We start from the raw sequence: 21,438 nt of genomic DNA on the forward strand, positions 1-21,438 counted from the left end.
GTTCGGCGGGGGGCGACGTGCGGTCCGGCCCGGGAGGCCCCGCCGGGCTACGCCCCGGCGGCCGGCCGGTAGGTGTTCACCTGGACCCCCGTACCGCCCCGGACCGTGGAGACCAGCCCCAGCGTCCGCAGCACCCCGTCGTCGGGGTAGAGCCGCTTCCCACCGCCGAGGAGCACGGGCATGACCATGAGCTGGAGTTCGTCGACGAGGCCCTCGCGCAGGAGGGTGCGGACGAGGGTGGGGCTGCCCATCTCGGTCAGCCGGCCGCCCTCCGCCTCGCGCAGCTTGCGGATCGCGGCGACGGCCCCGGCCCCCCGGACGAGCTCGGTGTTCCAGGTCAGGTCGGCCTCCGACGGGGTGTCGGAGACCACGTACTTCGGGAAGGTGTTCATCTGGTCGGCGAACGGGTCGCCGGCCCGGCCGGGCTAGGCTCCGGCCATCACCTGCCAGGTGCGGCGGCCAAACAGCAGCGCCTCGGTCGCGGCCATCGACTCGCCCAGCGCCGCGCCCATCACCTCCGGGTCGAAGAACGGGTACGACCAGCCGCCATGCGCGAACCCACCGTCGGTGTCCTCGCCGGGACCGCCGGGGCCTGCACGACGCCGTCCAGGCTGATGAACTCACCGATCACGATCTTCATGCGACGTGCCGCTTGGTACTCGGGTTCGGATGCTTCGGGAATAAGACCGGCACGGCGCCGAGAACTCGTCGCTCCACCCGGAAACCCGGTCGGAATCCTCGTACGACGCCACTGCCGGCCAGCCGTCCATCGGTCCGCTTGTCGGCCTGTCCGCCCGTCCGGAGTCGTCGCACCGCGGACGGCAGCGGCCCGCGCCGTCGGGCGCGGGCCGGTGCACAGGCTCCACCGCGGTCACGGGGTCAGGGCCGCCGCCAGGATCGTGATGTCGTCGCGCGTCCAGTCGGTGTCGTGGCGATCGGCGGCGAGGTGCAGGGCGCGCACCGCCTCCTGCGGCGTCGGCCGGGGCAGCTCCCGCAGGACCCGGCGGACCGCATCACCGCCGAGCAGGTCGCCGTCGCCGTTGCGCGCCTCGCTGAGCCCGTCGGTGTGGCAGACCAGGAGATCGCCCGGCCCCAGCATGGTCCGGCCGGTCTCCCAGGCGCCGCAGGAGTACGTGGTCAGCGAGCACACCAGGGGGCCCGTCACGTGCAGTTCGTCGAGCGCGGCGCCAGCCCGGCGCAGGACGGGCGGCTCGTGGCCCGCGTTGACCCACTCGACCGAGCCCGTCGCCGGGTCCAGCAGGACGGCGACCGCGGTGGCGAACCGCTCCTCCTCGTCCAGCAGCGAGGACCACGCCGCCCGTGCCGCCTGCTACGCGGTGCCCCCCATTCGGAGCACCGCCAGCATCGCGCACTTGGTCCAGGCGGCCAGCAGGCCAGGCTGCACCCCGTGGCCCGACACGTCGCCGACCGCGAGCGCGGTCCGGCCGTCCAGCAGGGCGACGGTGTCGTAGAAGTCGCCCGCCAACAGGCCTTTGGCCAGGGCCTGCTTCACACCGCCAACAACTCGAATCCAAGTGCCAGATGTGGTTGGCTGTTTGGCTGTGTGGCACGCCTGGCATTCCCTACGATGTCTGCGGTAGGCGAGTGTTGGATGTCTGGGGAGGGCGAGCGGGAGCCGTGGGCGCGGATGAGACTGTTGCGGCTCCGGGACTGCGGATCGCCATGGGTTTCTACACCGCCAAGGCCGAGGAACTGCAGCTGCGGCAGGCAGCGCTGGAGGACGAGTTCGCCGCGCTGAGGGCGGAGCTGGCCCGCGTCAGCGGCACCCGGGATCAGCTGGCCGTCGTTCTGGCCGAGCTTACGGTCGACCTACCGCAGGAGAACCCGGCAGAGCCGGGACCGACGGCCGCCGCAGGAACTGGCCCCGGCGTCGCAGAGGAATCCTCGCCGGTACCACCATCCGAACCGGCTCCGCCGCGCCGTTCCACCGGGCGTCGGGGTGCCCAGTCCGGCGAGGTCATGCAAGCCGTCCTCAGGGTTCTGGTCACCGCGGGACGGCCTATGCGGGTGCGGGAGATCACCGAGGCCATCGGGCGCCCGGCGTCCGGCAAAGAGGGCCGGGCGCCTCAGGAGACAGTCCGCTCGATGTGCAAGCGGCTCGCGCTGCAGGGCAAAGCCGTCGAAGGTCCGGTCGGCGTGTTCGCGATCGCCCGCGCCGAGGAGCCGCAGGCGGAGGGGGCCGCTTAACGACGCGCCGATATCTGGAGGTGTTCCCTCCTCCCCTGGCAGGGAGGAGGGAACCGGTTCCGTGGAGGTAGTAGCCGCTTCGGAACCATTACGTGGGCCCATCAACTGCTTCACGCACTACCGAGGTTAGAGCAAGGTCGCTGACCTCGGGGGGTGCGTGGCCTATTTCGTCGTTCCCGGGGAACCGAGTCACCGGTGGCGGGAAGGCCGTTCACCATGCGCGATGCGCCTCTCAACGCGGTGCGGGTACAGCGGAGCATCCAGGAAGTCCTCCAGGCGGGCGACGGTGGCGATGTCCGGCCAGGACCGGCCAGCCAGCAGGTCCGCGATCGCCTGCCGGTTCACCACCGAGCCGGCAGCGGTCTGGCGAAGGCTCAGCCCCTGGGCGGCAAGGGCGTCGGCGAGGCGGCCGGAGATGATCCGCACGGCCTCAGCCGCGGTGTCGTCGCTGGCCAGACGAGGCCAGGCTTCCGGATCGTCGGTCATCTCCCGTGGGGGGCGCACGCGGGCGCTTCCGCCAACCATGCTCACACCATCCTCTCCGTTGAAGTGGATCAATCCCCTGACGGCTGCTTGACTAGCCGGTATTCGTGGACCGTGACCCTTGATCCGGACACGTCCGCGAAGATCACCCGCTACCGTCCCCCTCAGGCACCCTCCACCTGGGAGGACGTCGCACCGCTCGTACGGTCGGTCGTCTCGGCAACGGTCATCGCGGTGCCCTACGACGTCGAGCGGCTCCTGCACGCCACAGCCGGCCTGGCGTTGTGGGCCGAGGAGACCGGACTGCCGCGAGATCCGGACACCTGGCTGCGGGGCGAGGTCATCGACGCATTCGTGCTATCCCGGGCGGGCGTTCTCGCGCCGACGTCGGTGCAGACCTACCGCACCTGGCTGCGGCGTGTGCGGGACGCACTGGCGTGGACGGACCGGGGCGAGCCCGTCCCGCCCAAGCTTCACGCGCCCGCCAACCCGCACAAGCCCTACAGCAGCGACGAGTTAGCCGGACTTCGGGACTGGGCCTTGCGCCTGCGCGGACAGCAGCGGACCGACGCGCTCGCCCTGCTGGGGCTCGGTGCCGGCTACGGGCTGATGCCCAGGGAGGTGGCCGCCACCAGGGGTCTGGACCTTCGACGGCCCGGCCGCGGGCATCCGCTGGTCTACACGGGCATCGAGCGCTCGCCGGTGGCCGCCCGCGCCCAGTGGGAGGTCCTGGCCGACCTCGCCGAGGAGGCCGGCGGCCGCTACCTGTTCCGGCCGCGGCGCACGAAGTCCTACGCGAAGAACCTCATCGGTTCCTGGTCTCACCTTCACCAGCCCACCGACGGCCTGCCGCCCCTGTCGGTCGGCCGACTTCGGGCCGGCTGGATCGTGGAGCTGATGTGCGAGCGCATCGACCACGACCTGATCGCCAGGGCCGCCGGGCTCGCCTCCGCCGCCTCGCTCGCCCGCTTCCAGTCGTCCCGCCGCTCGACGACGCCACCGCGGCCCGGCTCCTGCGCGGCAGGACGGCATGACCGTTCCCCGCACGTAGCGGGATGCGGAGAAGGCCCGGCGGCGTCGACCACGGCCGGTCACCGACGCACCCGCCGAGATCCCGGACTCCAAAGTCGGCCAGGTCGACTTCCTGCTCCGCCGCTCCGGCGCGCTCGATCTGATCGACGCAGAGCTGGCAGGCCGGCCCGGCCCTGACGGCCTGCCTGTCCGCACCGTGCTGGTGGGCGTGCTGTTGGCACTGCACTACCACGCGAGCGCGAACCTGGCCGACGCCTGCCGGGTCCTGCTCGACCAGCTCCGCCCCACCGCGCGGGCCTGGCTCAACGTCCCGGGGGTCGACCGGGACGACCCGTGGGCGCGCAACGCGTTCTGCCAGCGCGTCTACCGGTCGTTCGACCGCGTGACCACCGCCTGGACCGCCCTCCGGCTTGTCGGTCAGGCGGTAGAGGGCGCGCCCGGTGTTCTCGACGACGCCCGCGCGGCCCAGGTTGGCGAGCGCGGTGCGCACGCGGTTCGCGCCGGTTCCCGGCCGGGCGCCGATCGAACGGACAGCTGAGGATCCGCGCGATCCACCGCACCCGCGCACCGTCACCCGCACACAGGTGCGGGCGCCACCGGAGTACTCGCGAGGCTCTCCAGTGGCACTCGACGGCACGCCAGCTCTGAGGGCCCACGCGCCGCGTCCAGGAAATCGCCTGCGCCGCGCCGCAACCGGCCGCTCAGTGAACAGCCATGGCAGCGAACACATCTGAGGGTCCCATCATGTTCTTGTCCTTCCGTACGACGCATCCCGCCCCGCGCCGCTCCCTGCCCGGGCGGGCCCGGGCCGCCCGCCCCGCCACCGGGGGTGTCCGGTGAGCGTCTCCGGAACCGCGCACCCGCGGATCATGCCGACCGAGCGGATGGGTCCGCGCCGCCAGCTCACCATGATCGAGGTGACCGCCGACCTCGGCGGCCCCGACCGCAGGCCCGTTGCGGCGGCGGACATCGCCCGGCGGCTGAACCTGTCGGAGAGCACCGTCGCCGGCGCGCCCGGCTTCCTCGCCCAGGCCGGACTCCTCGAACCCGGCCGCGGCGCCTGGGCCGTGACCCCCGCCGGCGCCACCCTCGCCGACCTGCGCCGCAGCGAACCCACCCGGGCCCGCCTGTTCCTGCACCGGCACTGGCGGGGCACCTGGTTCCAGCAGGCCGCCGTCCGCCTGCTCGCCCACGGCCCGATGGAGGAGGCGGACCTGGCCGCGAAGCTCGGCGAGGGCACGCCCGGCGTGCCCGAACGGGGCCTCTACCTGGTCGAATGGCTCGGATACGCGCTGATCGTCCACCGCGACGACGACGGCCGCATCGCCCTGTTCGTCGGCGCCGCACCCGCCTTCACCGACACCGGCAACGCACCCTGTGCCGACCGGACGGCAAGCGCCGCCCACGCCGGGCCCGCTGGCACCGGCCCGTCCGCCGCTCGTGCGAAGCCGAGGATCCCCGGTGCCCGCGCCGCCGGCGCGGCCCCCGCCGACCGGCCCGCCCCCACGGGCACCGGTCCGTCCGCCGGCCACCCGGCGCCCACCCCGGAGCCGGCCCCGGGGCCGGTACCGGGGCCGGGTGCGCTGGCGGTCCTCGACCCGCTGATGGCGGGCTCCGTCGAGGGCATCTGCGCGCTGCCCGACGACCGCTTCGTCGCCCTCATGACGGCCTACCGGGCCTTCTACGCCGCCCTGCCACCCGCCCCGGGACCCGCCGGAACCTGACCGGACGTCACCCCGCCCCACCTTGCCAGGGCAGGGCAAGGCAAGGCGGGGCAGGGCAGGAGGCCGCGCCGCGCCCCGCGCTCGTCAACCGCCGTCCCGCAGAGTTCACCCGTCAACCGCGCGCCGCACCCTTCACCCCCGGCTCTGGCTCGACTTCGGTGGTTCGGACCGGGGCCGGGTGCACTAGGGTGTCCGACCCGCCGAGGACGGCTGGTCGGCGGTCTGCCGGCGAGCGGTCCCGCGCGCGCCGCACAGCTCCACAGAAGTCGAGCCGGAGCCCGGGAACCGACAGCATCGCGTGGCCCTGCGGAGCTGTCGACCCGGTCGGGTCATCCGCTGGTGGGCGGGGCTCCGAAGGTACGCCGGTAGGCCTGCGGCGTTGTGCCGAGGCGCCGGGCGAAGTGGTGGCGGAGGGTGTCGATGCTGCCGAAACCCGTGCGGTGGGCGATCGCGGCAACTGGTTCGTCCGTCGTCTCCAGGTGATGCTGAGCGAGCAGGACGCGTTGCCCGGTGAGCCATTGCAATGGGGTGGTCCCGGTCTCCTGCCGGAAGCGTCGGGCGAAGGTCCGCGGGGAGAGATGGGCGTGGCGGGCCATTGCGTCGACGGTCAGGTCCTGGTCGAGGTTGGCTTCGATCCAGGCCAGGACGGGGGCGAGGGAACCGGTCCCGTGCCGAGGGAGGGGGCGTTCGCGGTACTGGCGCTGGCCGCCGTCGCGGTGCGGGGGCGCGACCATGCGGCGGGCGATCGCGTTGGCGACGGCGCTGCCGTGTTCCTTGCGGATCAGGTGGAGGCAGGTGTCGACGCCGGCGGCGGTGCCCGCGCCGGTGATGACCGGGTCCTCGTCGATGTAGAGCACATCCGACTCGACCCGGGCGCGCGGGTGGCGGCGGGCGAGTTCGTCGGTGTACCGCCAGTGGGTGGTGCAGCGCCGCCCGTCCAGCAGGTCGGCCTCGCCGAGCAGGAAAGCCCCGGTGCAGATGCTCAGGACGCGGGCGCCACGCTCGACGGCGGCCCGTAGTTCCTCGGCCAGATGGTCCGGCTGCCGCACCTGCAGATCGTAGGCCGGGATGCAGACGAGGTCCGCCGAGGCCAGCCGCTCCAGGCCGTGCCGGGTCCGCACTTCGAAGCCGTGCCGCATCGGCACGCTGCCGCCGGTTCCTGAGACAAGGGCGAAGTCATAGACGGGCAGCGCATCGTCGCTGCGGTCGATACCGAAGACTTCGCAGAACACACCCAGCTCGAAGGCGTGGGCGCCCGGGAGGGCCAGGACGGCGACATCGCGAAGCACCGGCTCCCGATCTCCTCTCACGACGATGGCAGGAACTTCAGCCTATCCGTCGTTTCTGCCACTCCCAGCCGATGCCACCTCCTGGAAGGCTCGCAGACGCTTCCCGACCGCACGAACAGCTAGGCACCCAGATGACCACGCACACGCAGACCGCCGACGCCGTCCTCTCCTCACAGACGGCCCAGGTCCTGCGCACACTGGCGCTCGACGAGGAGCTGAAGTGGCGCATCCCCGGCGATCCCGTTCTGGGCCCCCTGGCCCGCAAGGTCGCCCGGCGGTACGTGGCCGGCGAAACCCTCCCCGAGGCCCTGGACCGCGCGCAGCAGATCCTGGCCGCCGGCCACCGCGTGAACGTCGAATACATGGGCGAGAGCTGCCGCGACCCGCAGCGGGCCGTCGAAGAGACCGACACGTTCCTCGCCGCGGCCCGGCTTCTGCCGCCCGAGTGCTCGATCTCCCTCGACCTGTCCCACATCGGCCTCGCCGTCGACGCGGAGCTCGCCCTGGCCAACGCCTCCCGCATCGCTCAGGCCACTGCCGCCACCGGGCGGGAGATGATGATCTCGGCCGAAGGCTCCGACCGCACCGATGCGGTGCTGGCCCTGCACCGTACGCTGTGCGAGCGGTTCGACCACGTCGGCATCACCGTCCAGGCGCGCTTGCACCGTACCGCGGACGATCTACCGGACCTGCTCACCCGTCCCGGTCGCATCCGCCTGGTCAAGGGCGCCTTCCTCGAACCCGAGAGCATCGCCCACCGGCGGGACGCCCCGGCTCTGACCGCCGCGTACCTGACGTACGCGGAGCAGCTGGCCGACTCGGGCCACCTGTGCTCCTTCGCCACCCACGACTGGGATCTGATCGGCCGCATCGACCGCTACGTCGGGGGGAGGAACCAGGACTGCGCCGCCTGGGAGTTCGAAACCCTCCTCGGCCTCGGGCCCGACCGTCTCGACGCCATGGCCGAGCGCGGCCACCCCACCCGCGAGTACGTCGTCTTCGGCACGGAGTGGTGGCTTTACGTCTGCAACCGACTCGCCGAAGACCCTCAGCGTCTGCTCCAAGCCCTCGCCGACGCGGCCGCATGAACCCGATGGGGACGAACGCCACCGTGCCCCGGCCCCCGACGACAAGGGCCGTCTCACCCTGTGACGACGCACCCGGTCGCGTTGCCGCTGTCGAAACCCGGGCTCTGGCTCTGGCTCAACTTCTGCGGTTCGGACCGGGGCCGGGTGCACCGGGGTGTCCGACCCGCCGAGGACAGCTGGTCAGCGGTCTGCCGGCGAGTGGTCCCGCGCGCGCTGCACAGCTCCACAGAAGTCGGGCCGGAGCCAGGTCTCACCTACGCAGCCACCTGGGTGCTCGGCGACCGGATCGTCCCTCACCGGCTGCCCGCCGACAACGATGACCACCGGGTGCTGTGGACCGCACCGCGCTACGTCGAGCAGGCACAGATCCATGCCGCAGCCGACTACGAGCACCAGGAGAAGCAGGCTGCCGCGGAGCAGCGGCGGCGCCAGCGACGCCAACAGGGGTGGGGCGAACCGAGGACAGGACAGGACTGGCGGGCCGTCATGCCGATGGGGCGGCGCTTCCGGCTGGAGGCCGCAGCCGCCCGGTGGGTCCGGGCCGACAGCGGCTGGCCCGCACGCCTGGGCCACGAAGAAATCACGGAACCCCGGTGGGCCGGCGGCCTCCCGGTGTACGCCGCCGGCCGGCCGTACGCCGTTCTCCGTCCGGCCGCCCACCGCGCGGGCGGGACGAGCTGGCCGGGCTGGTGGTCCTGACCGCCGGCCCCACCGAGCATCGTGCCGTCGTCAACCAAGCCCCGGCCGGTACCCGCGTCGTCAACCTGTCGGCGCAGCACGGCCCAACCACCCTGTAAGCGCCCCGGACTCGGGCGGCACCGCCAGGCAGAGGCCAGTCCCGGCCTGGCACCCGCCGCGCCTACCTGCACCGTGCCCGTGCCGATACCGTGTTCCCCATGAGCACGCCCGAAGCCGTCGGCCTGGTCCCCATACACATCGCCCGCGAGCCCCGGCAGCCCAAGCCGACCGCTCCCCTCGTGATGAGCGTGAACTCGACGGTCCGAGCGGACAAATCCGCGAAGAACCCCAGCCGGCGGAGCCGGACTGGGCGGCGCTCGGGGTGGAGCCGCGGTGGACCGGCACCGACACCAGCGACTGCGCGGCCATCCTCAGCCCGAACCGAGGCCCCGCCACCGACAACGAGGCCTACACCCGCTACGCCGCCGGCGTCCGGCAGCGCGGCGAGACCGCCCTCGTCATCGCCCTCGCCGGTGCCGGCCCGTACGCCAGCGGCTCCCGCAGCGGATGGCACCCGCCCGCCAGCACCCGCAGCCCCTGCGCACGCAGCACCGCCGACGCCTCCGCGACCAGCCGCGACTTGCCGACCCCCGCCTCCCCCTCCACCAGGACCACCGCCGGACGCCCCGCGCCCACCGCGCCCAGCAACTCCCGCATCTCACGTTCGCGACCCGCGAACGCACACCCCCCGGAGAAAGCCGATCCGCCGCCCAGACCGTCCATACCCAGCTCCCATCACCACTGCGGCCCCATAGCGGGAAGGAGCGCCGCACCGTGATCAAGTCCACCGTAACCCGGCCCGCAGCAGAGCGCCGAGACGCATACCGGGTCTGTTCCCGGCTGCGGAGGCAGGCACCCTCCCTCGTGACCGTGAGTGAATACGGGAAGCCACCGGCCGACCCGCGCGCGGGCGGAACCGGCCGGCGACTTCCCGCCCGGCGAGGTGCCGACCACTACCCCGCCGCTGTACCTACGCCCACTCCACCCCGTGTTCGGCGAGCTGCGCGAGCTGCCCCAGGGTCAGCTTGGCCCGGCGTGCCTTCTGGTTGTTGAGCCGGGTGCCGAGGGCGAAGTGCGACACGGAAACGGCGTCCTCACCCCCGGGCCCGGCTTCTACATTCTCCAGGGCCTGCTTGTGCGGGCGGGGCACCCGCGGGTGGCCGTGCTCCTGGGCGAAGGCCGCCAGCGCGGTCAGGCCCTGGGCGAACCGGTCGATGCGGGACACCGTCGGCTTCGCTTCAGCGGCGGCCTTCGCGGCCACCAGCTCGGCGTCCTCCTCGATGCCGACCGCCGACAGCAGGCCCCGCTGCTCCTCCTCCAGGTCCGGCCAGCCGGCGCCGATGACGAGGACGGGCAAGCCGGTGTCGGAGGTCATGGCGGCTTGTCTTCCCTGCGCGTCGGGTGGGCGGCGCCGGGCCGCCCCCACCCTCTTGATTCGACGATTATCGATGTGGTGGCGTCTCCGACCTTGCCGCCGGGATTAGACGGATGTCAACATAGACGTATGTCGAATCTGAGTGTTGAGCTGCCGCTGGCCGAGCCGGACGTGGTGCCGTGCTGCCCGCCGCTGACCTCGGCCGAGCTCTCGGCGGAGGACTCGGTACGGATGGCGGCGATGTTCAAGGCGCTCGGCGACCCGGTGCGGCTGCGGCTGTTCTCCAGGGTCGCCTCGCACCCGGGAGGGGAGGCGTGCGTGTGCGACATCCAGGACGTCGGGGTCTCCCGGCCGACCGTGTCCCACCACCTGAAGAAGCTGCGGGAGGCCGGGCTGCTGACCTCGGAGCGCCGTGGCACCTGGGTCTACTACAGGGTCGCCCCCTCGGTGGTGGCCGGCATGGCCGCCCTGCTCGACCTCAACCGCTGACCGGGGAGCGCTTGTTGCCGCACGTCATCCCTCTCATCGCCCCGATGGCGCCGGGGCACGCCGACGAGGTCCTGGCGATCTACCGGGCCGGGATCGAGGAGGGCAACGCCACCTTCGAGACCGCCGCACCGTCCTGGGAGGCGTTCGGCGCCGCTCGCCTGCCCGGCCACCGCCACGTCGCGCTCGGGCTCGCCGGCGAGGTGCTGGGTTGGGCTGCCGTCAGTGCGGTCTCGGCGCGGCCCGTGTACGCGGGGGTGGTCGAGCACTCCGTCTACGTGCACCCGGGGTTCCGCGGTTTCGGCATCGCCGGCGCTCTGCTGGAGGCGTTGGTCGCCTCGACCGAGTCGGCGGGGATCTGGACGATCCAGTCCGGGGTGTTCCCGGGGAACACCGCGAGCCTGGCTCTGCACGCGAAGGCGGGTTTCCGGGTCATCGGGACCCGGGAGCGGATCGCCCGCCACCGGGGCGTGTGGCGGGACGTGGTGGTGATCGAGCGCCGCAGCGCCCTGGTGGGTTGAGCGGCATCCTTCCGGGACTCGCAAGATTGCTGGTGGCTGGTGGCTGGTGGCTGGTGGCGCCGAGGGCGGGATGCGGTGGTGGGCCTCGACACCGTGTGGGCGTGCCGGGGGTTCACGCGGTTCCTCGCTCTGACCGATCTCTACCGCCGCCCCGGTCCGCCGGGGGTGGGCCGGGGCGTCGGTCGGCTGTCCAGCCGTGGCCCCGTGGCCGAGATCGTCGCCGGGGCCCAGGTCGTGGAGCGCGGATCCTCGACCGGGTGCTGCCGCGAGGGCGTACCGAGGTCCCGGACGCCCGCGACCGGACGGTGAACCGGTGGGGGCAGCACCGCGAGGCGGTGCGGTGGGCGGTGGTGCTCGACGGCGATGAGGAGGTCCGGGAGAAGCCGGTCGACTGTGCGCCGGTGCTGCGGGGCGGGCCTGCCGGGCTGCCCGAGGGTGAGGCCCTGGAGTAGTTGGTCGCGTTGAGCGTTCTGGTCCGCCGGGTCGAGACCCCCGCGCGGGCCGGTGACAGGATGGCCCCGTCACCGGCCCGCGCCGTTCATTCAGGACGGCAGGGTCACGCCTCGGACAGTGGCGAAACAGCCCTCCCCGAAGGCCGCCCCGCGCCGCGGCGGACGCCGGCGAAGGTTCTGCTGCCCCCGTCGGCCAACAGCCGCAACCCCTGATACCAGCCCGGGCTGACATGTTTGGCAGTAGGGCCCCGCCCCGGCCGGACCCGCACTGCGGCCCGGCGCCCCGGCCCCGGCCGTTGACCGAGCGAAGGACAATCACCGATGACCGCCCCCGCCACCGCCGTGCTGTTCGTCTGCATCCACAACGCTGGCCGCTCCCAGTTGGCCGCCGGCTTCCTGCGCCACCTCGCGGGCGACCGGATCGAGGTCCGCTCCGCCGGGTCCGTCCCGGGCGACCGGATCAACCCCTCCGCCGTCGCGGCGATGGCGGAGCTCGGCATCGACATCTCCGACCGGACGCCCAAGGTGCTCACCACCGGGGCCGTCCAGGCGTCCGACTACGTGATCACCATGGGCTGCGGCGACGCCTGCCCGTACTTCCCCGGCAAGACGTACCTGGACTGGGAGCTGGAGGACCCGGCCGGCCAGGGTGTCGAAGCCGTCCGCCCGATCCGCGACGAGATCAAGACGCTGATCGAGGGTCTGATCGCCGAGATCGACGCCAAGACCGCGACCGGCCAGGAGAACTGACTACTCGTCACCGATACCACCCGGGCCGGCGCCGACGTGCGCGAGGTCATCATCATCGGCTCCGCCCCCGCCGGGTACACCGCCGCCCTCTACACCGCCCGCGCCCGGCCCAAGCCGCTGCTGTTCGGCAGCGCGCGATATTCGTCGGCGGCTCGCTGACCACCACCCAGGTGGAGAACTTCCCCGGCTTCCCCGGCCTCCCCGACGGTGTCGACGGCCCGAAGCTGATCGAGGACATACGCGCCCAGGCCGTAAAGGTTCGGCGCCGAGATGATCGACGACGACCTCGCCTCCGTCGACCTCTCCGGCGTCATCGAGGACCTCACCGGCTCCGGGGCACCGTCCACCGCGCCAGGGCGGTCATCGTCGCCACCGGCTCCGGCCACCGCAAACTCGGCCTCCCGGGCGAGGACAAACTCTCCGGCCTCGGGTGTCCTGGTGCGCGACCTGCGACGGCTTCCTCTTCCGCGGCAAGGACATCGTCGTGGTCGGCGGCGGCGACACCGCCATGGAGGAGGCCACCTTCCTCACCCGCTTCGCCGACTCCGTCACCATTGTCCACCGCCGCTCCAGCCTGCGGGCCTCCAAGGCCAGGCAGGACCGGACCTTGACCGACGACAGGATCTCCCTCGCCTTCGACACCGAGGTCGCCGAACTCCGCGAGACCGACAACGGCATGCCCGCCGGCCTCGTCCTGCGCGACACGTTCACCGGCGAACCGCGCGAGCACCCCGCCGCCGGACTGTTCGTCGCCGTCGGCCACGACCCCCGCACCGAACTCTTCAAGGGCCGGCTGGAGCCGGACGCCGTGGGCTACCTCAAGGTCCACGCCCCCTCCACCCCCTCGCCTGTGCGGTAGAGCATGACCTCCAGGGTGCGCACCGTCCCGACACTCTTGCGGTGTGAGCCGGCCGGGGCGATCCAGCCTGCGGCGATGACGTACGGTCAGTCGCACCTGTAGCTGATGTCGAGGTGGTCGGCCGCCCGTTCCCCGGGAATCCGACGCCGCCCTTCGACCTGCTCGGCCATCTCGGCGTCTGCTTCCAGGGCCTCCGTGGCCGGCTTGGCCCGGCGGCGGAGTCGGCCGGATGCGGGCTCCCGTTGCTCAGCGGCCCAGCGGAACTCGGTCTCGGTCTCGGCCCAGGGGATCGTCTCCGCTTCCTGGGCCGTGGAGAACGAGGCTTCGATCCAGACGGTGCGCTCGGCGACGACAGCGGCCAAGGCGTCGGTGTCCGCCCACTGTCCGGCCTCCGGCGCACCGTAGGCGGGGTGTCCCTCGAAGCCTCCGAGGCGGCGCAGCGGGCCGAGGCCGGTGAGGACGGACACGTCGTGGGCGGCGACGGCGCCGTTGCCGGTGGTCAGGTGCAGGGTTTCGGAGATCCGGCGGGCCCCGCGGAGACGCAGGGCGTCGAGGCGGGGGAGCAGGTCGGGCAGGTCGGTGCGTACCTGGTGGACGAGGGTGCTACCCGGCCGTCGGCCCCGCCCTCGACCGGGCCGCCCTGCCCGGCCCCGCCACCGGCGGCCCGCTGCTGCTCCCGGCGATGACGGGTGTCTTCTACCGGTGGCGCTGGCATGGGCTCGTCGCCGGCTCGTTCGGCACCGGGGCGAACTCGGTAGAAGAGCCTGTCGGTGCCGGGGCCGGCGGGGAGTACGGCGATGTGACGGCTATCGATGACCGGGGGACGGCCGCCGCGGTGTGACGGGCCGCTGATCCGGCGCGGGCTTATCGCACCTGTGGCTGCGCCGTGGTGGGGGAGTGCCTCGGCGGCCCGGACGCCGGTGTGCCGGACTTTGGTGGCGAGCTCGACCTCGTTGCCGGTCCCGGTGCTCCGGTACCGCTCACGTCGAAGAATTCGACCCCGTACGTCGGGGGGAGTCCGAGCACGGGGCGGGGGTCGCTACGGTCGAGCGCGCAGCTGAACAGGCCGCCGGGCAGGTGTTGGACCAGCCTGCCGGCGGTCACCGCGGACACCCCGCCGCCCCGGGAGGGCACCTGGTCGAAGCGCCGGACCGATCCGGTGGTCACGTCGTGCAGGAACAGCGGCGGGACGGTCTCCTCGGGGAACTCCTCGACCAGCAGGAGTTCCCGCCCGCCGGTCCACACGCCGTTGGGGCTGCCCAAGATGACCAGCCCCTCGTAGCGGGCGAGGACCGACCCGTCCGCCACGGACAGGACCACCGTGTCGGTGCGGTCCTCCTCCTCGTCGATGAAGGCCACCGCCAGCAGTGTGCCGTCCGGTGACCACGCCACCCCACCGTCCGACCGCCAGCCCTCGGCCGACCACAGCGGCTTCCGCGCGCCCGTCGCCAGGTCGGTGACGCCCACCCGGACGCCGTCCTCGTCGGCCAGCGCGGCCATCGACCGGCCGTCGGGCGAGAGCGCCGCATGCTGGACGAGGCCGTCCGCGTCCGCGTCGAACACGCGCCGCTCCCTCGTCGCGAGGCAGAGCAGCACCAGGTCCCGGTCCGGCTGGTCCTTTGGCCCCGTGCGGACCAGCAGGTGAGTGCCGTCCCAGGAGAGTGCCAACGGCACCGGCTCCGGACGGTGCGGGAGACCTGCCACCTCGACGAGTTCACCGGTGTCCGCGTCCGACACCAACAGGGTCGAGGTCCCCGCCGGGGGTCTCACGAGCGCCGCGAACGCGGCCCGCCGCACCGGCCGCGTGTCGATCGTGCCGGGCCTGAACTCCACTGACCTGTCCGTCATCACGGCACCTCCACGGCATCGCGCCGGGCGCTCCCCGGCCGCACCGGAGCGTAGCAACCGGCAGCGCGCCCCGACCCGTCCGGAGGCCCGGACCCTGCCGGGGTTCGTCGCGGGGTTCAGTCCCTCGGGCCTGTCAGCGGTGTGGTGCGGGTCGTAGGGGGATGACGTTGGTCGTGTTGCCGCCGAGGACGTCGCGGAGTTCCTGGTTCTCCAGAGTGAGCCGGGTGTTCTCCGCGAGGAAGCCCTGGACGTCCACCTTGAGCTGGGCGAGTTCGTCGTTCGTGTTCGCGATGGTCGTCTTGAGGTCGCCGATCTTCTTGCGGAAGCGGGTTTCGACGTCGGGGTGCCGCCGCGGGCCTTGACGTGTTCGTAGAACTCGTTGCGTAGGTCGGGGTGGCGCTGGGTCAGGGCGTTTCTGGGGACGCCGGCTGCGATGGCCAGGGCGACGATGGTGAGGGCTCCGTTGGAGCGTTCGGGGGCGCCGGCGAGGATACGGTCCATGGCGGCACGGATGCGGTCGCGTTCGTCAGGCGGGGCTCACGCGGGGGTCTCCTGAAGGGTGAAGCGGGTGCGGTCGTGTTCGTCGGCCAGCTCGCGGAGCTTGGCGGCGGTGGTGTGTCGGCGTTCGGCCAGGGGGCCGGGGACGTGGGCGGATTTGCGGCCGAGGTCCTCGGCTCGCCGGCGGAGCCGGGTGGCGTGCTGGTCGGTGCGAACGGTGTTGCCGCAGCCGGGGACGCACTGGTCGAGGCTGGGCGCGTCGTGCTGGCCGTCCGTTGCACACAGCGCCCGGCCGCGTCTGTAGAGGCAGAGCAGCAGCGCGTTGGGACATCCGGCCCGTCCGGTCGGCTACCGGCAGGGTGCGGCGTCCTCGATCGCGGCGACCAGGCGGGCGTGGACGGCGCCAGGCGGCCTCGCGGGTGGCAGGGGCCGGGTCCTCCAGGTGCGGGGCGATGAGCTCGGCAGCCGCGGCGAGGATCGGCACGGGGACGGTCGCCGATCGCAGGTGGAGAAGCTGGGCGGCAGCCTTCTCGCCGGGCGTCGCCTCGGTGCCGGCGGTAGGGATCAGGGAGTTCAGGCCGCGCGGCTGAGTGCTGGTCACCCGCACTATTCTCCCGCGTGACCGGCCGCGGTGATCACGACGGCCCCTGACGGCGGCCGGTCCCGCCTGATCGGCTGGCCTCCACAGCCTGCCCGACGCCGGCCACAGGGGTGTCCTTGTCCGGCTCGCGGCGCGGCGGGTTCTGTTCACGGCTGTTACCGGGTGAGGCGTAGTTCGATGGCGGTGTACCGGTTGTGCCGTTGGTCCGGGGGCGGGGGTCCGTCTCCGTCGGATTCGTACGGGACGTCGCCGGGCCGGCCGCCGCGCAGTACCGAGGTGGCGTCGATGCGCCCGTGGCGGGAGAGGGCGGCCGCGTACTCCGCCAGGGCTCCGGCGGTCCTGCCGGTGGCGCCGCCGGGGTCGCAGGCGCGCCTCTGCTCCCCGGGCCACCCGCAGTGCTGGGGGTGAACGGTCGAACCGCCTGCGCCCGTTGATCCGACCGAGCCCGTCAGGACGCGGAACGGCGCTGCTCGCGCCGCCCTCGTCCACCTTCTCGGCCGATCGACCGCACTGGGCCGGTGCTCCGGTGTGTGCTCGGTTGGGCCGGAGGGTCGGGGCCGCGCCGACGGGCTGGAGGGGCGCTGCGGATCCCTGTGTCCGTCGTTGAGGGGGTGGCCCTCGTCGAGGCGGTGTGGACGGCCCGGGTTCTGTTTCAATATCCGAGACTGGCATGGGCATGATTGGCATGCAAACGGCTGGTCAATTCTGATCGGCTACTGACAAACCGGGGCAACGTCACGGCGTGTCAGCATCTCGTTACTTGATTGTCATCCTGGGCGGTTCCTGGGAGTCGCCGGGGAATGAAAGGTTGTCTGCGGCTTCGACGAAGCCAGTAAAGCTCTTTGACGACTTTTGAGGGACGATGTCACGTAGGCCACAGGCCTCGCCCGCGTTCGCGGGCGGGGCTTTTTCATCGCGCTGGATGCGCCGAATATCCTCGGTTCTGACGCTCGGGCTGTTGGTGGAGGCGGGGATGTCGCCCGGGCGCCGTTCGGTGCTGCTGGAGAGCGCCGACGCGGTCACCGCCGCCACCGCGGAGCTCGCCGACCCCTCGACCAGGTCGACGACCCTCTATGACCGTTGCCGCGCTCGTGGCCCACGGCTGGGAAGGGTTTGACGGGGCCGACGCTCTGCTCTACGCGGTGGCCTTCGGTATCGTCACCGCAGCCCTTGTCGAGCGGATCGGGAACAAGCCGGGGGCGAACCTCGCCTATGTCCTGCCCGTCGGCTTCGGTGTCCTCGCCGGGTTGGTCGCCGGCGCCATCCGGTCCCGGCGAGCCGGGTTCACGTCACCACCGCGGCGGGCCCGACGAACCCAGGGGGAGTAGTCGCCCAGGGAGCTCATGGGCAAGTTCTCCAGTAAGAATCCGAGCGGGGTGGGGAGTGATGCCCACCCCGCTCTCTTGGTATAGGAGAATCCTTGATGGTAGATCGAAGTCTCTGCAATACGTCCCGCCACCTGGTCACCAAGATTGAAGCATGGAAGGAGGAGCCTTGGTTGGTATCGTTCTTTGCCATCCTTCGGGAGACGTTGTGGGGAATTCTCATCATGTCCGCACTGGCCACGGTCTTGGTGCTGACCGTGAGTCCGATGGTTGGCGCCAGCGTGTTTGGCGTATCGGCCGTTGGGCTGGTCGTGGCTTTCGTGTTCTTTAAGGCTGCCGGACATCTGGCGTCCTGCTCGGTGAAGAAGGCGGTGTTCGCCTGCTTCGGGTGGTGGGAGATGGTCTGGTGATCTGAGGGTCCCGCCCTCGCTACCCCACGCCGCACGTGATAGCGGTGAAGGAGGGGTGCTCGCGTTCGTCCGCGGCGGAACCGGGCCCGACGCGACAGGGCCTCACGTTCGAATCCGGCACGCGCAATAATAGATCGGTGGATTTAGTGGTAAAATACACGATCGAGATCGAGAATCAAATCGACCAAAGTGTCGAGTTGACACTCGAACCTGAGGGCGGTGACTTCTGGATTGCTCCCGGAGAGTCGCTGACAGTGACTAGCGAGGTTCCAGCGAAGACGGAAGTGCCGTTTGTCGTCCAGGTGACGCCGGATGGAATTTCGGTATGGTCAAGCTATGGTCCTGGTTCAATTTATAGCAGTTCTGGAGAAGAGCTTGACTATGGCTACAATAGGCCGGAAGGGGCATATTCGGAACTGAAGGTAAATCACTCTTCGAACCCTCCTTCGGCCCGACGCCGGTGGCCCTGGAAGAAACTTTCTTAAGAACACCCCCACGGCGCTCGGACGCGCACGGCACCGCCCGCAGGTGCGGCCGGACGTACACGCCGGCCGCCCCGGACACGCGGAAGGCTGCCACCCCGCGGGGTGGCAGCCTTCCGCACTGTTCAGAACCGGTAGTCTCGGAGACCGTCCGGGGCGATGAACCGGGCACCCAGGTTGTCGTTCGGGTTGAGGTAGACCAGCGCCGTGAACCACACCGCGGCCGCCTTGAGGCCGCGCCGGCGAGCGCACGTTCTCCATCAGCACCGGATCCGGCGCACCCACACGTTCGAACTCCCATCCCGCCCCGCCGGGTCGCCGCGGGGATGACCTTGTGACCGGTGGCCCGCTCGATCGCGGCGGCCGCCAAGTCCAGCACCGTGCCGTGGATGTCGGTCGGCTGCCGGGCGGCGAGTGCGCGCACCCGCGCGGCCGCCCGCTCACCTGCGGTCGCAACGATTTGCAGCGCGGCGCGTTCCTCATCGGTCAGCCCGGCGGCAGTGCCGTCGAGCGGGACCGCGGCCGATGGCCGGGACAACGGAGAAGGCGTCATACCCGTGCAACCAGACGGAGACCCGGCCGGTCACCGGCAGCAGCACGAGCAGCGGATGCGGCCGCCCTTGCTGCACCGAGGCGTGCTGCTGCCCCCATCGCGGCACAGGCGGCCTTGCTACACCGGTGCGGCGCTGTGCTGCGCGCCCGCCCGTGCTGCGCGCCGCCCGCTGCGCATGCGTGGTGCGGGACAACCTGCTGCGCGGCGGGGACAGCTGTACGGCGGGGCGCTTCGCAGCAGCCCTGTCGTCCGGCCGTTTCACCCCGGGGGAAAGCAGCGCTGGTCGCGGGGCTAGCATCGCGACCATGAGTTTCTCCCCGGGGGTTAGTGCGGTGTCCGAGTCGATGCTGTTCGGCGGTCCGGCCTGCGCGGTGTGCGGGGCGGAGCTGGCATGGGCGGGCAAGGGCCGGCGGCCGAAGTACTACTCGAAGAAGTTTGTTTCCGCGACCGCCGTGTCCCATAGGGCTCGTGTCGCTTTTTGACGGCGGTCAGGTTGAGGTGACCCACACAGGCTCGTGAGAGCACGTGTCTCGTTTCCGGGACAGGTAGCACGTCTTCGCCGCCCGGCGGCTTCACTCGGACGGGGGACTCTCCAGACCAGGCTGTGGATCCGTTCATGAGACTCAGTGCAGGAGCTGGGTCACAGTTCCCGAGCCGGCAGCGCGGCCGTGGAGACGGAAGGCGAATGACTGGCCGTCCTCAAGAGCGACGGGCCGTTCGAGCTTGACCGTCACCGCACCCATGTGAAGCGGTTGCAGCGCGTCCGTTTCACGAGGCAGCGTCACCATGCCCCTCACTGCGGCAGCCCGGATGTAGAAGTCGAGGCTCTCCCCGGTGAGCACTTCTGCTCCGCCCTGTTCCTCCGGCAGCAGCGTGATGTCCGCAGCGAAGACAACGTGTGCGCCGATCGAGCCCGGCGCCGCAAGAATCTGCCCCCGCTCAACTGCTCCCGCCATCGCACCAGGCAGCAGCAGCCCCACGTTCATGCCCGCGTTCGCCTCGTTGGCACGCAGCCTGCTCACGTCGATGTCAGTGACATGAGCGAGCGCATCGCCGCCGAAGCCGACGAGCTCCACCGCGTCGCCCTTGCGAACCCGACCGCGCTCGATCCGGCCCGTCGGCATGACCAGCCTGCCCTCGCTCGGGAAGAAGACATCCTCGACAAGCATCAGGAACGGCTTTTCCATGGCGCTCACCAGTGCTCCCCGAGGGCCTCGTGCGTAGTTGCGAACAGATGTCCGAGACTAACAATGATCACGGGTCGTCCAGCGCTTACTGGATAGATACCCCCGCGCGACTACTCGGACAGGACCTACTGAGCATTTCGGGTTGTCGTCGGGTAGTGACGGTTCGTGATCCCTGCGGTATGCCGTTGGTGTGAGGTGTCCGGAGGGTGGGGGCCTGACCGCTGAGCGTCGGGCGTTTCGTGAGGGGATCCGGTTCCAGGCCGGGATGCGGTTCGCGGTGGGTGAGAAGACCACGGTGATCGCAAAGGATCTGCGGGTGAGCGTGCGGTCGGTGGAACGCCGGCGTCGTGCCTGGCGTGAGGGCGGGATGGAGGCACTGCGTTCAGCTGGGCCGGCCAACTCCCCGATTGTCACCGACGCCCAGTTCGCCGTGCTCGAGGAGGAACTCGGCAAGGGGCCGACCGCGCATGGTTTCGCGGATGAGCGGTGGACGCCGGCCCGGGTGCGGAGCGTGATTCAGCGCCGGCTGCAGCTCAGTCTTTCGGTCCCGACGGTGTGGCGGCTGCTGAAACGGCACGGCTGGTCCTGGCAGGCACCCGCCCGCAGGGCCCTCGAGCGTGACGAGCATGCGGTGGAGCTGTGGAAGAAGGAGGTGGAGCGCCGTGAAGCGCTGTTGAACCGAGTGGCGGTGTGAGACCGCTGCCGCCGTGCTGTCGCAGCAGCAGGGTGAAGCTGGGGGCAGCTCGATCCGGGAGACGCCGGTGAGGGCGGCAAGCAGCCCCGACAACGACGGAGTGTCCCGGGATCGCCAGACGGGACAGGTCCGGCAAGCGAGACAGGAAGGTGTACGCGAGGAACCAGCGTCTGAACGCTCGTTAAGGCTCAAACACCAGCTCAAATCTGGCGGATATGGGCTGGCCAGCGGTGCACATCCACCTGGCAGTTGAGGGTGGAGAACTTCCGGAACGGTTAACTTCGCCGGACCGGGAGGCCACGGTGAAGGCCTGCGGCGTAACCGTGGCGAGGCCGCAGGAGCAAAGCTGGGCACCTCACCTGTTGATCGGTTCGCAGTGAACACGGGAACCGTCTCGGTGGTCCCGCCCCCAGCTGGCAGCCTGCCAGGTGGGAGGGAAGATCCGTCGTCGATCGATGCCACCGAGGTGGGGCGGAGGAGTCGTAGTAGTCGGAGGCCGGGAGAGCCGGTCACATGGCGAAGGGCTCCAGCGGGTTCGTAGCAAGTACGCAGACTGTGGAGGACGCCTGTGAACACGGGTGCTTCGTGGCCTGATGCCGATATGGCTGAGGTCCGAGTACGCAGGATGCAGCGCAAGCTGCACCATTGGTCGGTTGATGATCCCGGCCGTCAGTTCGATGACTTGTTCAACCTCGTCCACGAGCAGGGTCTGCCATGTCGACGAGGGGTTCGATTTTCTCGGTGCGACACGAAGTCGCATGGTTCGAGCGAGCACGCTGATTGGAGGGCTGAGACCGATGACAGCAGCGTAGCTCCGGACAAGTGTTCACAGATC

Annotated in this window: 23 protein-coding genes and 2 pseudogenes; 14 read left to right on the forward strand and 11 right to left on the reverse strand. The window is 71.2% G+C overall.

The genetic code is table 11. The features are described 5' to 3' along the window. Positions 1–47: 47 nt before the first annotated feature. The 3 genes and pseudogenes from ACFWOG_RS27815 to ACFWOG_RS27825 form a co-directional block, all read right to left on the reverse strand. Positions 48–640 (reverse strand): annotated as a pseudogene (locus tag ACFWOG_RS27815) (dihydrofolate reductase family protein). Between the two features lie 231 nt (positions 641–871). Continuing rightward, positions 872–1,303 (reverse strand): PP2C family protein-serine/threonine phosphatase, encoded by a 432-nt coding sequence (locus ACFWOG_RS27820; RefSeq protein WP_380361435.1) that lies wholly within the window; start codon positions 1,301–1,303, stop codon positions 872–874. Between the two features lie 27 nt (positions 1,304–1,330). Beyond that, complete coding sequence (locus tag ACFWOG_RS27825; protein ID WP_380361397.1) at positions 1,331–1,513, reverse strand: hypothetical protein; 183 nt, start codon at positions 1,511–1,513, stop codon at positions 1,331–1,333. Between the two features lie 170 nt (positions 1,514–1,683). Between ACFWOG_RS27825 and ACFWOG_RS27830 the strand changes: the two genes are divergently transcribed. After that, positions 1,684–2,208 carry a hypothetical protein gene (locus ACFWOG_RS27830; RefSeq protein WP_380361398.1) on the forward strand — a complete coding sequence of 175 codons (525 nt, stop codon included), beginning with the start codon at positions 1,684–1,686 and terminating at the stop codon, positions 2,206–2,208. 189 nt (positions 2,209–2,397) lie between these two features. Here the strand turns inward: ACFWOG_RS27830 and ACFWOG_RS27835 are convergent, their stop codons facing one another. Next, complete coding sequence (locus ACFWOG_RS27835) at positions 2,398–2,694, reverse strand: helix-turn-helix domain-containing protein (protein WP_380361399.1); 297 nt, start codon at positions 2,692–2,694, stop codon at positions 2,398–2,400. A 111-nt stretch (positions 2,695–2,805) separates the two neighbouring features. Between ACFWOG_RS27835 and ACFWOG_RS27840 the strand changes: the two genes are divergently transcribed. The 3 genes from ACFWOG_RS27840 (at position 2,806) to ACFWOG_RS27850 (ending at position 5,447) form a co-directional block, all read left to right on the forward strand. After that, positions 2,806–3,900, forward strand: a complete 1,095-nt coding sequence (locus tag ACFWOG_RS27840) for a hypothetical protein (protein ID WP_380361400.1) — start codon at positions 2,806–2,808, stop codon at positions 3,898–3,900. Between the two features lie 31 nt (positions 3,901–3,931). Continuing rightward, positions 3,932–4,261, forward strand: a complete 330-nt coding sequence (locus ACFWOG_RS27845; protein WP_380361402.1) for a hypothetical protein — start codon at positions 3,932–3,934, stop codon at positions 4,259–4,261. A gap of 298 nt (positions 4,262–4,559) precedes the next feature. Continuing rightward, the gene (locus ACFWOG_RS27850) at positions 4,560–5,447 is read left to right on the forward strand and encodes a hypothetical protein (RefSeq protein WP_380361404.1); all 888 of its coding nucleotides are present in this window, start codon (positions 4,560–4,562) and stop codon (positions 5,445–5,447) included. Positions 5,448–5,776: 329 nt separating this feature from the next. Here ACFWOG_RS27850 and ACFWOG_RS27855 read toward each other — a convergent pair whose 3' ends face one another. After that, positions 5,777–6,736 (reverse strand): GlxA family transcriptional regulator, encoded by a 960-nt coding sequence (locus tag ACFWOG_RS27855; RefSeq protein WP_380361406.1) that lies wholly within the window; start codon positions 6,734–6,736, stop codon positions 5,777–5,779. 131 nt (positions 6,737–6,867) lie between these two features. On the opposite strand from ACFWOG_RS27855, the gene ACFWOG_RS27860 reads away from it, so the two are divergent. Together ACFWOG_RS27860 and ACFWOG_RS27865 are read left to right on the forward strand one after the other, a co-directional pair. After that, on the forward strand, positions 6,868–7,824 hold the full coding sequence (locus ACFWOG_RS27860; RefSeq protein WP_380361408.1) for a proline dehydrogenase family protein: 957 nt from the start codon (positions 6,868–6,870) through the stop codon (positions 7,822–7,824). 60 nt (positions 7,825–7,884) lie between these two features. After that, positions 7,885–8,523 (forward strand): hypothetical protein, encoded by a 639-nt coding sequence (locus ACFWOG_RS27865; protein ID WP_380361410.1) that lies wholly within the window; start codon positions 7,885–7,887, stop codon positions 8,521–8,523. 456 nt (positions 8,524–8,979) lie between these two features. Here the strand turns inward: ACFWOG_RS27865 and ACFWOG_RS27870 are convergent, their stop codons facing one another. Further along, positions 8,980–9,285 (reverse strand): ATP-binding protein, encoded by a 306-nt coding sequence (locus ACFWOG_RS27870; RefSeq protein WP_380361412.1) that lies wholly within the window; start codon positions 9,283–9,285, stop codon positions 8,980–8,982. 247 nt (positions 9,286–9,532) lie between these two features. Continuing rightward, positions 9,533–9,937 (reverse strand): helicase associated domain-containing protein, encoded by a 405-nt coding sequence (locus tag ACFWOG_RS27875; RefSeq protein WP_380361414.1) that lies wholly within the window; start codon positions 9,935–9,937, stop codon positions 9,533–9,535. 129 nt (positions 9,938–10,066) lie between these two features. Between ACFWOG_RS27875 and ACFWOG_RS27880 the strand changes: the two genes are divergently transcribed. From ACFWOG_RS27880 to ACFWOG_RS27900, 5 genes and pseudogenes are all read left to right on the forward strand, one after another. Continuing rightward, a complete protein-coding gene (locus tag ACFWOG_RS27880) occupies positions 10,067–10,426 on the forward strand; it encodes an ArsR/SmtB family transcription factor (RefSeq protein WP_380361416.1) in 360 nt (119 codons plus the stop codon). Positions 10,427–10,470: 44 nt separating this feature from the next. Further along, entirely contained in the window at positions 10,471–10,944 is a 474-nt protein-coding gene (locus ACFWOG_RS27885; protein WP_380361418.1) for a GNAT family N-acetyltransferase, read from the forward strand. Between the two features lie 257 nt (positions 10,945–11,201). Further along, on the forward strand, positions 11,202–11,396 hold the full coding sequence (locus ACFWOG_RS27890; RefSeq protein ID WP_380361420.1) for a hypothetical protein: 195 nt from the start codon (positions 11,202–11,204) through the stop codon (positions 11,394–11,396). Positions 11,397–11,717: 321 nt separating this feature from the next. Next, complete coding sequence (locus tag ACFWOG_RS27895) at positions 11,718–12,146, forward strand: arsenate reductase ArsC (protein ID WP_380361422.1); 429 nt, start codon at positions 11,718–11,720, stop codon at positions 12,144–12,146. A gap of 36 nt (positions 12,147–12,182) precedes the next feature. Beyond that, positions 12,183–12,987 (forward strand): annotated as a pseudogene (locus ACFWOG_RS27900) (NAD(P)/FAD-dependent oxidoreductase); the annotation flags it as partial. 104 nt (positions 12,988–13,091) lie between these two features. Here the strand turns inward: ACFWOG_RS27900 and ACFWOG_RS27905 are convergent. From ACFWOG_RS27905 to ACFWOG_RS27915, 3 genes are all read right to left on the reverse strand, one after another. Beyond that, a complete protein-coding gene (locus ACFWOG_RS27905; RefSeq protein WP_380361424.1) occupies positions 13,092–13,472 on the reverse strand; it encodes a hypothetical protein in 381 nt (126 codons plus the stop codon). Positions 13,473–13,869: 397 nt separating this feature from the next. Then, the gene (locus ACFWOG_RS27910; RefSeq protein WP_380361426.1) at positions 13,870–14,853 is read right to left on the reverse strand and encodes a WD40 repeat domain-containing protein; all 984 of its coding nucleotides are present in this window, start codon (positions 14,851–14,853) and stop codon (positions 13,870–13,872) included. A 133-nt stretch (positions 14,854–14,986) separates the two neighbouring features. Beyond that, complete coding sequence (locus ACFWOG_RS27915; RefSeq protein WP_380361428.1) at positions 14,987–15,109, reverse strand: hypothetical protein; 123 nt, start codon at positions 15,107–15,109, stop codon at positions 14,987–14,989. 1,916 nt (positions 15,110–17,025) lie between these two features. On the opposite strand from ACFWOG_RS27915, the gene ACFWOG_RS27920 reads away from it, so the two are divergent. Together ACFWOG_RS27920 and ACFWOG_RS27925 are read left to right on the forward strand one after the other, a co-directional pair. Continuing rightward, positions 17,026–17,280 carry a hypothetical protein gene (locus ACFWOG_RS27920; RefSeq protein WP_380361430.1) on the forward strand — a complete coding sequence of 85 codons (255 nt, stop codon included), beginning with the start codon at positions 17,026–17,028 and terminating at the stop codon, positions 17,278–17,280. A 95-nt stretch (positions 17,281–17,375) separates the two neighbouring features. Then, the gene (locus ACFWOG_RS27925; protein ID WP_380361431.1) at positions 17,376–17,687 is read left to right on the forward strand and encodes a hypothetical protein; all 312 of its coding nucleotides are present in this window, start codon (positions 17,376–17,378) and stop codon (positions 17,685–17,687) included. A 1,658-nt stretch (positions 17,688–19,345) separates the two neighbouring features. Here the strand turns inward: ACFWOG_RS27925 and ACFWOG_RS27930 are convergent. Next, positions 19,346–19,909: an EF-Tu/IF-2/RF-3 family GTPase gene (locus ACFWOG_RS27930; RefSeq protein WP_380361437.1), complete on the reverse strand. Its 564-nt coding sequence runs from the start codon at positions 19,907–19,909 to the stop codon at positions 19,346–19,348. Between the two features lie 190 nt (positions 19,910–20,099). Between ACFWOG_RS27930 and ACFWOG_RS27935 the strand changes: the two genes are divergently transcribed. Continuing rightward, complete coding sequence (locus tag ACFWOG_RS27935; protein WP_380361433.1) at positions 20,100–20,603, forward strand: winged helix-turn-helix domain-containing protein; 504 nt, start codon at positions 20,100–20,102, stop codon at positions 20,601–20,603. Positions 20,604–21,438 lie beyond the last annotated feature (835 nt).

The sequence above is a fragment of the Kitasatospora sp. NPDC058406 genome, from assembly GCF_042722765.1.
GTDB lineage: Bacteria > Actinomycetota > Actinomycetes > Streptomycetales > Streptomycetaceae > Kitasatospora.